General features: G+C 71.8%; 13 protein-coding genes. 10 read left to right on the top strand and 3 right to left on the bottom strand.

Annotation, left to right across the window (positions count from 1 at the left end; all coding sequences use genetic code 11):
• Positions 1 to 14: 14 nt before the first annotated feature.
• From IGS69_RS32735 to IGS69_RS32725, 3 genes are all read left to right on the top strand, one after another.
• Positions 15 to 1232 (top strand): saccharopine dehydrogenase family protein, encoded by a 1218-nt coding sequence (locus IGS69_RS32735; RefSeq protein ID WP_190904062.1) that lies wholly within the window; start codon positions 15 to 17, stop codon positions 1230 to 1232.
• Positions 1233 to 1335: 103 nt separating this feature from the next.
• Entirely contained in the window at positions 1336 to 1590 is a 255-nt protein-coding gene (locus tag IGS69_RS32730; RefSeq protein WP_030844076.1) for a WhiB family transcriptional regulator, read from the top strand.
• A 118-nt stretch (positions 1591 to 1708) separates the two neighbouring features.
• A complete protein-coding gene (locus IGS69_RS32725; RefSeq protein ID WP_190904061.1) occupies positions 1709 to 2059 on the top strand; it encodes a DUF488 domain-containing protein in 351 nt (116 codons plus the stop codon).
• A gap of 19 nt (positions 2060 to 2078) precedes the next feature.
• Here IGS69_RS32725 and IGS69_RS32720 read toward each other — a convergent pair whose 3' ends face one another.
• Positions 2079 to 3752, bottom strand: a complete 1674-nt coding sequence (locus IGS69_RS32720) for an FAD-binding dehydrogenase (protein ID WP_190904060.1) — start codon at positions 3750 to 3752, stop codon at positions 2079 to 2081.
• Positions 3753 to 3769: 17 nt separating this feature from the next.
• Complete coding sequence (locus IGS69_RS32715) at positions 3770 to 4408, bottom strand: TetR/AcrR family transcriptional regulator (protein ID WP_190904059.1); 639 nt, start codon at positions 4406 to 4408, stop codon at positions 3770 to 3772.
• A gap of 109 nt (positions 4409 to 4517) precedes the next feature.
• Here IGS69_RS32715 and IGS69_RS32710 point away from each other — a divergent pair, with 109 nt between their 5' ends.
• The 3 genes from IGS69_RS32710 (at position 4518) to IGS69_RS32700 (ending at position 7326) form a co-directional block, all read left to right on the top strand.
• Complete coding sequence (locus IGS69_RS32710) at positions 4518 to 5144, top strand: alpha-ketoglutarate-dependent dioxygenase AlkB (protein WP_190904058.1); 627 nt, start codon at positions 4518 to 4520, stop codon at positions 5142 to 5144.
• Between the two features lie 122 nt (positions 5145 to 5266).
• Complete coding sequence (locus tag IGS69_RS32705; RefSeq protein ID WP_190904057.1) at positions 5267 to 6013, top strand: MBL fold metallo-hydrolase; 747 nt, start codon at positions 5267 to 5269, stop codon at positions 6011 to 6013.
• A 41-nt stretch (positions 6014 to 6054) separates the two neighbouring features.
• Entirely contained in the window at positions 6055 to 7326 is a 1272-nt protein-coding gene (locus IGS69_RS32700) for a DUF4032 domain-containing protein (RefSeq protein ID WP_190904056.1), read from the top strand.
• 13 nt (positions 7327 to 7339) lie between these two features.
• Here the strand turns inward: IGS69_RS32700 and IGS69_RS32695 are convergent, their stop codons facing one another.
• Positions 7340 to 8221 carry a universal stress protein gene (locus IGS69_RS32695; RefSeq protein ID WP_190904055.1) on the bottom strand — a complete coding sequence of 294 codons (882 nt, stop codon included), beginning with the start codon at positions 8219 to 8221 and terminating at the stop codon, positions 7340 to 7342.
• Positions 8222 to 8284: 63 nt separating this feature from the next.
• Between IGS69_RS32695 and IGS69_RS32690 the strand changes: the two genes are divergently transcribed.
• The 4 genes from IGS69_RS32690 to IGS69_RS32675 all read left to right on the top strand — a co-directional run bounded on the left by IGS69_RS32690 (position 8285) and on the right by IGS69_RS32675 (position 12214).
• Positions 8285 to 8638, top strand: coding sequence for a VOC family protein (locus tag IGS69_RS32690; protein WP_190904054.1), 354 nt, complete (start codon positions 8285 to 8287; stop codon positions 8636 to 8638).
• A 107-nt stretch (positions 8639 to 8745) separates the two neighbouring features.
• On the top strand, positions 8746 to 10422 hold the full coding sequence (locus IGS69_RS32685; protein WP_190904053.1) for an FAD-dependent oxidoreductase: 1677 nt from the start codon (positions 8746 to 8748) through the stop codon (positions 10420 to 10422).
• A complete protein-coding gene (locus tag IGS69_RS32680) occupies positions 10419 to 11864 on the top strand; it encodes an ATP-binding protein (RefSeq protein WP_190904052.1) in 1446 nt (481 codons plus the stop codon). Before IGS69_RS32685 ends, IGS69_RS32680 begins: the two co-directional genes overlap by 4 nt.
• Positions 11861 to 12214 carry a UBP-type zinc finger domain-containing protein gene (locus IGS69_RS32675; RefSeq protein WP_190904051.1) on the top strand — a complete coding sequence of 118 codons (354 nt, stop codon included), beginning with the start codon at positions 11861 to 11863 and terminating at the stop codon, positions 12212 to 12214. Before IGS69_RS32680 ends, IGS69_RS32675 begins: the two co-directional genes overlap by 4 nt.
• The last annotated feature ends 45 nt before the right edge of the window (positions 12215 to 12259 follow it).

Here is a 12259-nt window from a genome sequence, read left to right as displayed (position 1 = left end):
AGGGAGTTTCTGTCATGCGTGTACTGCTCGTGGGTGCCGGTGGTGTGGGCGGGGCGATCACCCGGATCGCGGCCCGGCGGCCGTTCTTCGAGGCGATGGTGGTGGCGGACTACGACCCGGACCGGGCCGAGGCGGCGGTCGCGGCCCTGGGCGGCGACGCGCGGTTCACCGCGGAGCAGGTGGACGCGGCCGACGAAGCGGCCGTGGCCCGTCTTCTTCAGTGGCACCGCTGTGACGTCCTGCTCAATGCCACGGACCCCCGCTTCGTGATGCCCCTGTTCCGCGCGGCCCGCGCCGCGGGCGCCACCTATCTCGACATGGCGATGTCGCTGTCCCGCCCGCACGCCGAGCGGCCCTACGAGGACTGCGGGGTCAAGCTGGGCGACGAGCAGTTCACACAGGCCGCCGACTGGGAGAAGGAGGGGCTGCTGGCGCTCGTCGGCATGGGAGTGGAGCCGGGCCTGTCGGACGTCTTCGCGCGGTACGCCGCCGACGAACTCTTCGACGAGATCGAGGAGATCGGCATTCGCGACGGCGCGAACCTGACCGTCGACGGCTACGACTTCGCGCCTTCCTTCAGCATCTGGACCACCATCGAGGAGTGCCTCAACCCGCCGGTCGTCTACGAGTCGGGCAAGGGCTGGTTCACCACCGAACCGTTCAGCGAGCCCGAGGTCTTCGACTTCCCCGAGGGCATCGGCCCGGTCGAGTGCGTGAACGTGGAGCACGAGGAGGTGCTGCTCGTGCCGCGCTGGGTCGACGCCCGCCGGGTGACCTTCAAGTACGGCCTGGGCCGGGAGTTCGTCGAGACGCTGAAGACGCTCCACCTGCTGGGCCTGGACCGCACCGACCCGGTGGCCGTGCCCGGGCCGGACGGACCGGTGAAGGTCTCGCCGCGTGACGTGGTCGCCGCGTGTCTGCCCGACCCGGCCGGCCTCGGCGATCGGATGCACGGCAAGACGTGTGCGGGCACCTGGGTGCGGGGCGTGAAGGACGGCGAGCCCCGTGAGGTGTACCTGTACCACGTGGTCGACAACCAGTGGTCGATGGCGGAGTACGGCTCCCAGGCGGTGGTCTGGCAGACGGCGATCAACCCCGTCGTCGCGCTCGAACTCCTCGCCACGGGGGCCTGGTCCGGTACGGGCGTGCTCGGCCCGGAGGCCTTCCCGGCCCGGCCGTTCCTGGACCTGCTGACGGACTACGGCTCTCCCTGGGGCATGCGGGAGCAGTGAACGACTGTCCGGGAACGCCCTGTTTCAGTGCGCATCGACAGGTCACCCGAAAGGGAGTAAGCAGACGAGAGAGCACGTTTCTACTGCGATGCAGGTGACTTCGATGGACAACTGGCGAGACCACGCTGCCTGTCGGCACGAGGACCCCGAGCTCTTCTTCCCGATCGGCACCTCCGGCCCGGCTCTGCTGCAGACGGAGCAGGCCAAGGCGGTGTGCCGGCGACGCTGCCCCGTGCAGGAGCAGTGTCTGCAATGGGCCCTGGACACGGGGCAGTCCATCGGCGTGTGGGGCGGGACGAGCGAGAACGAACGGCGTGCCCTCAAGCGCCGCACGGCCGCCCGCCGCCGCTCCGGCTGACATCGGCCCGCACCCCTGGGGATCCTCGCCGCGACCCGGCGGTCCCCAGGGGTGCGGGCGTCCGGCCGGGGGTTAGGCTCGCGGCACGCGTCCGTATCGCCGCGGAGAGGAGCCGACCATGAGTGTGCGCGTGCGCCGTGTCTACGATCCCGCCGAGCCGGAGGACGGGGTGCGGGTGCTGGTGGACCGGCTGTGGCCGCGCGGACTGGCGAAGGACGCGGCCCGGGTGGACGAGTGGCCGAAGGCGCTCACCCCGTCGACGGAGCTGCGCCGCTGGTACCACGCGGACGAGGGCTCCTACGAGGAGTTCGCCGAGCGGTACGAAGCGGAACTGGCCTCCGGCGAGGCCGCCGAGGCGCTCGACAGCGTGCGTGATCTGGTCCGCAAGGGCGACGTGACCCTGCTGACCGCGTCGAAGACGCCGGAGCGCAGCCACGCCGGCGTGCTGGCCCGCCTCCTCGAAGGCTGAGGAGACGGGCCCGCGTCCGTCAGGCGGTCTGCTGCGCCGCCGCGCGGCCCGCCGCCCGGCCCGAGAAGAGGCAGCCCCCGAGGAAGGTGCCCTCCAGGGCGTTGTAGCCGTGGACGCCGCCGCCGCCGAAACCCGCGACCTCGCCGGCCGCGTACAGCCCCTCGACCGGCCGGCCGTCGGTCCCGAGGGCGCGGGAGTCCAGGTCGGTCTGGATGCCGCCGAGGGTCTTACGGGTGAGGACGTGCAGCTTGACGCCGATCAGCGGGCCGACCGCCGGGTCGAGGATGCGGTGCGGGGTGGCGACCCGGCCGAGGCGGTCGCCGATGTAGCGGCGGGCGTTGCGGATGCCCTGCACCTGGGCGTCCTTGGCGTAGGGGTTGGCGATCTGCAGGTCGCGCGCCTCGATCTGGCGCTTGATCCCGGCCGCGTCGAGGAGCGGCTTGTCGGTGAGTTCGTTCATCTTCGCGACGAGTTGTTCGACGGTGGACGCGGTCACGAAGTCGGCGCCCTTGCGCAGGAACGCGTCGACGGGGCCGGGCGCGCCCTTGCCGAGGATGCGTTCCTTGAGGAATCCGGCGCGGTCCTTGGCGGTGATGTCGGGGTTCTGCTCGGAGCCCGACAGGGCGAACTCCTTCTCGATGATCTTCTGGGTGAGGATGAACCAGGAGTGGTCGTACCCGGCGATGTCCTCGGTGGTGCGCAGGTGTTTCAGGGTGCCGAGGGTGTCGTAGCCGGGCAGGAAGGGCCCGGGCAGGCGGCGGCCGAGCGCGTCGAACCACATCGACGACGGTCCGGGCAGGATGCGGATGCCGTGGCCGGGCCAGATCGGGTCCCAGTTCTGCAGGCCCTCGGTGTAGTGCCACATACGGTCGCGGTTGACCAGCCGGACGCCCGCCTCGGCGCTGATGTCGAGCATCCGCCCGTCGACGTAGGCAGGAACGCCGGTGACCATCTCGCGGGGCGGGGTGCCGAGGCGCTCGGGCCAGTGGCGGCGGACGATGTCGTGGTTCGCGCCGATACCGCCGCTGGTGACGATGACGGCCTGGGCGGTGAGTTCGAACGCGCCGATCGCCTCGCGGCTGGAGGCGACGCCCCGGGGTGCGGGGTCGTCGGCCAGGACCGTGCCGCGCACGCCCCGGGCGGTGCCGTCCTCGACGACGAGTGCGTCGACGCGGTGCCGGTGGTGGAAGGTGAGCAGGCCGTCGCGGGCGGCCTGCTTGGCGTAGTGCACGAACGGTTCGACGACGCCGGTGCCGGTGCCCCAGGCGATGTGGAAGCGGGGCACGGTGTTGCCGTGTCCGTGTGCGGTGAGGTCGCCCCGCTCGGCCCAGCCGACGGTGGGCAGGAACCTGATGCCGTGCCCGTCGAGCCAGGACCGCTTCTCCCCCGCGGCGAACTCGACGTAGGCGCGGGCCCAGCGCACGGCCCAGGAGTCCTCGTCCTCCAGCCGGTCGAAGCCCGCGCTGCCCCGCCAGTCGCTCCAGGCGAGGTCGAAGGAGTCCTTGATGCCCAGGCGGCGCTGCTCGGGCGAGTCGACGAGGAACAGCCCGCCGAAGGACCAGAAGGCCTGGCCGCCGAGGTTGCCGGCGTTCTCCTGGTCGACGAGGGCGACCCGCCGTCCCCTGCTGGTCAGTTCGTGCGCCGCGACCAGGCCGGCGAGGCCCGCTCCGACGACGATGACATCGGCATCCATGGCGACCGTTCCCTTCTTCAGTGCTTGGTGTGATCGAGGGTGCCGCTGCCATCGGTCAGCAGGGCCGTGAGCAGTTGCTTCAGCCAGCCGCGGGCGTGCTCCAGGTCCCGGTCCAGCAGCAGTTGCGTGGTGACGCCGTCGTACGCGGCGACCACGGCGTGGGCGGCGCCGTCGGTGTCCCCCACTACGGCGGGCAGCGCGGTGTGCCCGCGGGCCCGGCCCAGCCGCTCGGCGATGGCCTGGCGCAGCCGCGCGCGGTGTTCGAGGAGACTGCGCGCCACCTCCGGGTCGCGGGCGGCGTGCACCAGGAAGTCCGTCTTCACCAGGAGCCAGTCGCGGTCGAGCAGCAGCACGTCGGTGACGCGGTCGACGGCGGCCGGCACGTCGAGGTCGGGTCCGTCGAGGGCGAGGGCGCCGGAGACCTGCTCGGCGATCAGGTCGGCCCGCTCGCGGTAGAGGGCGAAGAAGAGCTCGTCGAGGCTGGAGAAGTTGGAGTAGAAGGCGCCCCTGCTGTAGCCGGCGGCCTCGCAGACCTCCTCGATCGAGACGTGCCCGAAGCCCTTGGCCGCGAACACGGAGAACGCGGCGTCCAGGAGGTTGGCGCGGGTGTGGGCTCGACGTCTCGTCACGCGCCCGGTCCTTCCCTCGGCAGCCATGCCCGGCCCCCTTTCGATACGGGACTGTATTGGATACACCGATGTATCGAAAGAGTGGGGCAGAGACTTTCGATGGAACACATTTTCGATTTAGAGGTACGCTGACTGCATGCACCACCTCCAGGGCTCCCTCTTCGACCAGGCCGACGAGCTCCGACTCGGCTCTCTGGACGGGATCAGCCGTACCCACCTCGGCTTCGGCGCTTGGCTCGACGTGCTGCCCGGCTGGCTCGGCGGCTCGGACGAACTGTTCGAACGACTGGCCGCCGAGGTCCCGTGGCGGGCGGAACGGCGCACGATGTACGACAGCGTGGTCGACGTCCCACGCCTGCTCGCGTTCTACGGCGCGGACGACCGGCTGCCGCACCCCGTGCTGGACGAGGCACGGGACGCGCTGAGCGCCCACTACGGCGAGGAGCTGGGCGAGCCGTTCGCCACCGCCGGGCTGTGCTACTACCGCGACGGCCGGGACAGCGTCGCGTGGCACGGCGACCGGATCGGACGCGGGGCGCGCGCGGACACCATGGTCGCGATCCTGTCGGTCGGAGCACCCCGTGACCTGCTGCTGCGCCCGATGCGAGGCGGCCGGGACACCGTGCGCCGTCCACTGGGCCACGGCGACCTCGTCGTGATGGGCGGCTCCTGCCAGCGCACCTGGGAGCACTCGATCCCCAAGAGCGCCCGGGCGACGGAGCCGCGCATCAGCATCCAGTTCCGTCCGCACGGCGTGCGCTGAGGGCGGCCCGAACGCCCCCGCCGCCCGGCTCCGTTAAGGCGGACCCGGCGCTTCCGCCGGCCGCGGGATCTGCTTTTCTTCTCCCGTCGGGCCGGTACCGGGACCACACGAGGCGGGCGATCATGCGGGCGGACGTACGGCAAGTCGCGGACGGCACCTACCTGGTGCACGGCTCGGACACCAACTGGGTGATCCTCACGGAGGGGGACACCCTCACGCTGGTCGACACCGGTTACCCCGGCGACCGGGACCAGGTCCTCGCCTCACTCGCGCAGGTGGGCGGCTCCCCGGAGGCGGTGGCGGCCGTGCTGATCACGCACGCGCACAACGACCACCTGGGCAGCGCCGAGTACCTGCGCGCCGCGTACGGCACGCCCGTATACCTGCACGAGGCCGAAGTGCCGCACGCGCGCCGGAAGTTCCTGCACCAGGTGTCCGTCGGGACGGTGCTGCGCAACGGCTGGCGGCCGGGGGTGCTGCCGTGGGCGGTGCACGCGCTGCGCTCGGGCGGCACGACCCCCGTGCCGGTGACGTCTCCACAGGCGTTCCCGACGGCGGGGGCGCTGGACCTGCCCGGACGGCCGGTACCGGTGCACACCCCGGGTCACACCGACGGGCACTGCGCCTACCACCTGCCCGGCACCGGAGTGCTGATCTCCGGGGACGCCCTGGTCAGCGGGCACCCCACCTCGCGGGTCGAGGGGCCGCAGCTGCTGCCGGACATGTTCCACCGCGAGCGGCCCCGTGCCCTGGCCTCGCTGGACGTCCTGGCGGAGCTGGACGGCGACCTGCTGCTTCCCGGACACGGGCCGGTGCACCGCGGCCCGGTGCGGGACGCCGCCCGGCTCGCCCGGGAACGCGCCCTCTAATCTGAGGTGACGACCGGCGGCGAGACAAGGACACCCGTCCCATGGCACTGCAGATCAGCGCGACCAATCCCGAGCACCCCGCGCTCCTGCTGGAACTGCCGTGGGACGTGCCCCTGGAGGAGTGGCCGCAGGAGTACCTGGTGCCGCTGCCGCGCGGCATCTCCCGGCACGTGGTGCGCTACTCCCGGGCCGGCGACGAGGTGATCGCCGTCAAGGAGCTGGCCGAGCGCCCGGCGCTGCGCGAGTACGACATGCTGCGCGACCTGGACCGGCTCGGCATCCCGTCGGTGGATCCGCTGGCCGTGGTCACCGGCCGCACCGACGCCAGCGGCGCCCCGCTGGAGAGCGTCCTGGTCACCCGGCACCTGGGCGGCTCGATGCCGTACCGCTCGATGTTCGAGACGACCATGCGGCCCGCCACCATGCACCGGCTGATGGACGCGCTCGCCGTGCTCCTGGTGCGCCTGCACCTGGCCGGGTTCGCCTGGGGCGACTGCTCACTGTCCAACACCCTCTTCCGGCGCGACGCGGGCGCCTACGCCGCGTATCTCGTGGACGCCGAGACCGGTGACCTGCATCCGCAGCTCAGCACGGGGCAGCGGGAGTACGACCTCGATCTCGCCCGTGTGAACATCAGCGGGGAGCTGCTGGACCTGGAGGCGTCCGGGGCACTCCACCCGTCCGTGGACCCGATCGAGTTCGGCACGGAGATCTGCGCCCGCTACCGCGGCCTGTGGGACGAGCTGACCCGGGCCTCCGTCTACCCGGCCGGCGAGTACCACTACATCGAACGCCGGATCCGCCGCCTCAACGACCTCGGTTTCGACGTCGCCGAGATGCAGATCGAGCACGCCACGAACGGCGACACCGTCAGCTTCGTGCCCAAGGTCGTCGACGCGGGCCACCACCAGCGCCAGCTCCTGCGCCTGACCGGTCTCGACACCGAGGAGAACCAGGCCCGGCGGCTGCTGAACGACCTGGAGAGCTGGATGGCGACCCAGGACGACTACGCGCCCGGCGACCCTCCCCCAAGTTCTCGGCTTCGCTCGAACAGGGGGGACCCCCAGGGCGCCCGGCCCGAGGTGCTGGCCCACCGCTGGGTGCGGGAGGTGTTCCGGCCGACCGTGCGGGCCGTGCCGCTCGAACTGCGCGGTGCGATGGACCCGGCGGAGATCTACCACCAGCTCCTCGAGCACCGCTGGTACCTGTCCGAGCGGGCCCAGCACGACATCGGCCTCGACGCGGTGGTCGAGGACTACATCCGGACCGTCCTGCCCACGGCCGGCAGGACACTGCAGCCGACGGCGGAGTGAGGGGCCGGAGCCCTCACGCGTGGGGCACCACCGCCACCGGGCAGTCGGCGTGGTGCAGCATCCCGTGGGCCACCGAGCCGATGCGGGCCCCGACGGCCGTGCGGTGGGCCCGGCGGCCGACGACCATCAGCTGGGCCGTCCCGGCCACCGACAGCAGCACCTGGCTCGCGCTGCCCATCTCCACGTGCTCCTCGACCGGCACGTCGGGGAAGCGTTCCCGCCACGGCCGGACCGCGGCGGCCAGGCTCTTCCTCTCGTACGGCTCCAGCCCGCCGGCCTCGTCGAGGAGCTTCAGCGAGCCCGGGCTGTAGGCGAAGACGGGCGGCAGGTTCCAGGCGCGTACGACCCGCACGGTCGCCCCGCGCGCGGCGGCCGTCTCGAAGGCGAAGCGCAGCGCGTCGGCGCTGTCCTCCGGGTCGCCCTGCTGACCCACGACGACCTCCCGCCCGGCGGCCTCGGACGACGGCTGGTCTCCGGCCCGGACGAGCACCACGGGGCAGGTGGTCGCGGCGATCACCTGCTGGCCGACCGAGCCGAGCAGGAAGCCGACGATGCGGCCGTGCCCGCGCGAGCCCAGGACCAGCATCTCGGCGTCCGCCGCGGCGGCGACCAGGGTGTCGGCCACCGGACCCTCGACGACATCGGTCGTCACCGCGAGGTCCGGGTGCCGTGCGGTGACGGTCCCGACGGCGTCGGTCACCGCGCCGTGCACCCACTCGGCCTGGCTGTCCGCGTCCCCGCCGATCCCCGCCTCGATCACCTCCTGGGCGTGGACCCGCCAGGCGTGCACCACCCGGAGCGCCAGCCCGCGCCGCACCGCCTCCCGCGCCGCCCACGCCAGGGCGGCGAGGCTCTCCTGCGATCCGTCGACCCCTGCGATGATCGGGCGTGTCATCCGGCTGTCTCCCCTCATCGAAATCACTACGTGCTCATGATCAGTCTTCACTAAACTGCCCGCATGTCACTGGACTGGGAGCAGGTAATGGTGGACTCGGCCGACCCCGAGGCCCTGGGCCGCTGGTGGGCGGAGGCTCTCGGCTGGGTGGTGGTGAACGACGAACCCGACGAGTTCGAGATCCGGCCCGCCCCGGACCGGACGCCGGGACTGCTCTTCACTTCGGTGCCGGAGCGCAAGACGATCAAGAACCGTCTCCACCTCGACTTCCGGCCCGACGACCAGAAGGCCGAAGTGGCCCGGCTGCTGGCGCTCGGTGCGCGGCACGCCGACATCGGGCAGGGCGAGCAGCCGTGGGTGACGCTCGCCGACCCGGAGGGCAACGAGTTCTGCGTGCTGGGCGCCTCCCACGGCTGAGTCCCCGTGTCCGGGCACCGCGCCGCTATCGAACATACGATGGGCGGAGGTCGGCGCGGTGTCCCGGGGCGCCGTGCCGTGAACCGACCGCCCGGTGTGGGGGACGTATGGCACAGGCCGCCGATACGGCGCGGACCGTGATCATGACCGTGGACGACGACCCGGGTGTCTCCCGGGCGGTGGCCCGGGACCTGAGACGGCGGTACGGCGCGTCGTACCGGATCGTGCGGGCGGAGTCCGGCGCGTCGGCGCTGGACGCGCTGCGCGAGCTGAAGCTGCGCGGCGATCTCGTGGCGGTGATCCTGGCCGACTACCGGATGCCGCAGATGAACGGCATCGAGTTCCTCGAACAGGCCCTGGACGTCTACCCGGGCGCGCGGCGCGTGCTGCTGACCGCGTACGCGGACACGAACGCGGCGATCGACGCGATCAACGTCGTCGACCTCGACCACTACCTCCTGAAGCCGTGGGACCCGCCCGAGGAGAAGCTGTACCCGGTCCTGGACGATCTGCTCCAGGCCTGGCGGACCAGTGACTTCCGGCCCGTGCCCAGCACCAAGGTCGTGGGGCACCGGTGGTCGTCGCGCTCCTCGGACGTGCGGGAGTTCCTGGCCCGCAACCAGGTGCCCTACCGCTGGTACTCCTCCGACGAGCCGGAGGGGCGGCGGCTGCTGGCCGCGGCCGGCGAGGACGGGCTGCGGCTGCCGGTGGTGATCACGCCGGACGGGACACCGCTGGTGGAGCCGGAGGCCGTGGACCTCGCCGCCCGGGTCGGGCTGGCGACGACCCCGACGGCCGACTTCTACGACCTCGTCGTCATCGGCGGCGGCCCGGCCGGGCTCGGCGCGGCGGTCTACGGGGCCTCCGAGGGGCTGCGGACGGTGCTGGTGGAGCGGTCGGCGACCGGCGGGCAGGCCGGGCAGAGCTCGCGCATCGAGAACTACCTGGGCTTCCCCGACGGCGTGTCGGGGGCCCAGCTCACCGACCGGGCGCGGCGGCAGGCGGCGAAGTTCGGCGCCGAGATCCTCACCGCGCGCGAGGTGACGGCCCTCGAGGTCAACGGCGCCGCGCGGATCGTGCGGTTCTCCGACGGCTCGGCGGTCGCCGCGCACAGCGTGATCCTCGCGACCGGCGTGTCCTACCGGCAGCTGGAGGCGCCCGGCTGCGAGGAACTGACCGGCTGCGGCCTGTACTACGGGTCCGCCCTGACGGAGGCCCCGTCCTGTCAGGGCCAGGACGTGTTCATCGTCGGCGGCGCCAACTCCGCCGGGCAGGCGGCGATGTACCTGTCCCGGGCCGCCAAGTCGGTGACCCTGCTGGTGCGCGGGGAGTCGCTGTCGGCGTCGATGTCGCACTACCTCGTCCAGCAGATCGAGGAGTCGCCCAACATCCAGGTCCGGGCCCGCACGGTCGTCGAGTCGGCGCACGGCGACGGCCACCTGGAGCGGCTGACCCTGCGGGACGTGGACGGCGGGCAGACCGAACAGGTCGACGCGCAGTGGGTGTTCGTGTTCATCGGCGCGGCCCCGCTGACCGGCTGGCTGGACGGCACGGTGCTGCGGGACGGGCGCGGGTTCATCCTCGCCGGCCCCGACCTGAGCTTGGACGGCCGTCCGCCGGAGGGCTGGGAGCTGGACCGGCCGCCGTACCACCTGGAGACCAACGTGCCCGGCGTGTTCGTGGCGGGCGACGCCCGCTCGGAGTCCGCGAAGCGGGTCGCGTCCGCCGTCGGAGAGGGAGCCATGGCCGTGATGCTCGTCCACCGGTATCTGGAGCAGTCATGAGCGGGCAGGCGGCACCCTGCAACCCGCAGGAGATCGGCTCGCTGTTCCTGTTCGAGAAGCTCACGCCCGAGCAGCTCGGCAGACTGTGCGGCGAGGGGCGTGTGGAGCGGTTCGAGCCCGGCCCGGTGTACACCGAGGGCGAGCCCGCCACCTGCTTCTACGTCATGCTCGAGGGCTCGGTGGTGCTCTACCGCCGGGTCGGCGGGGACGACGTGGAGGTCACCCGGACCTCCCAGCGGGGGGTGTACGCGGGGTCCATGCAGGCGTACCTGGGCGACCGGGTGCGGCAGGTCTACAACAACTCCATGCGCGTCACCGAGCCGACGCGGTTCTTCGTGCTGCCCGCCGACACCTTCGCGGGCATCATGCAGGAGTGGTTCCCGATGGCGGTGCATCTGCTGGAGGGGCTGTTCTTCGGTTCGAAGAGCACCCAGCGGGCCATCGGGCAGCGTGAACGGCTGCTGGCGCTGGGCTCGTTGTCCGCCGGCCTCACGCACGAGCTGAACAATCCGGCCGCCGCGGCGGTACGGGCGACCGCGACGCTGCGGGAGCGGGTCGGGAAGATGCGCCACAAGCTGGCGGTCATCGCGCAGGGGTCCTACTCCCCCGAGGTCATGGCGAACCTCATCGACATCCAGGAGCGCACGGCCGAACGGGTCGCCAAGGCACCGGTGCTGAGTCCGCTGGAGGCCTCCGACCGGGAGGACGCCGTGACGGACTGGCTGGACGACCAGGGCATCGCGGAGGGCTGGCGGATCGCGCCCACGTTCGTGCAGGCCGGGCTCGACGTGGACTGGCTGGACCAGATCGCGGCGGCGGTGGACGAGGACATCCTGCCCAGCGCGATCGGATGGCTGAACTACACTGTCGAGACCGAGCTGCTGATGGACGAGATCAACGACTCGACCACCCGCATCTCGCACCTCGTGGACGCGGCGAAGCAGTACTCCCAGCTCGACCGGGCGCCCTTCCAGAACGCCGACGTGCACGAACTCCTCGACTCCACCCTGCTGATGCTGTCGGCCAAGATCGGCAAGCACATCAAGGTCGTCAAGGACTACGACCGGACGCTCCCGAGGATCCCCGCGTACCCCGCCGAGCTCAACCAGGTGTGGACGAACCTCATCGACAACGCGGTCGCGGCGATGAACGGCGCGGGCGGGGAGGGGACGCTGACCGTGCGGACGGCCGCCGACCACGACCGGCTGCTGGTGGAGTTCCGTGACACGGGCGTCGGGATCCCGGCGGAGGACCGGGGCCGGATCTTCGATCCGTTCTTCACCACCAAGCCGGTGGGTCAGGGGACCGGGCTCGGGCTCGACATCTCATGGCGGATCGTGGTCAACAAGCACCACGGGAACATCCAGGTGGAGTCGGAGCCGGGGGACACGCGTTTTCAGGTACTGCTTCCGCTGACGGCGGTCGAGGAGGAGTCTGCATGAGTGGCGTGAACGGCATCGACCCGAGCGTGCCGCCGAGCGGCAGCGGGTGCGCGGAGTGCGATGCGGCCGGGGGGTGGTGGTTCCACCTACGGCGCTGTGCGCAGTGCGGGCACGTGGGGTGTTGTGACAGTTCACCGGCCAAGCACGCGACGGGACACTTCCGGGAGACCGGGCATCCCCTGGTGCAGAGCTTCGAGCCGGGTGAGGACTGGTACTGGGACTATGCGACGAACGAGTTGTACGAGGGCGGCCCGGAGCTGGCCGCGCCGGTGAGTCATCCGGCCGACCAGCCCGCGCCGGGGCCGGCGGGGCGCGTACCGGCGGACTGGGCGAAGATTCTGCGGGCCTAGGAGCTCCAGGCTCGCTGTCCGGTGGCGGCCGCGGGTTGTGTCTGG

The sequence above is a fragment of the Streptomyces tuirus genome, assembly GCF_014701095.1.
GTDB lineage: Bacteria > Actinomycetota > Actinomycetes > Streptomycetales > Streptomycetaceae > Streptomyces > Streptomyces tuirus.
This window is presented reverse-complemented; position numbering and strand designations above follow the sequence as displayed.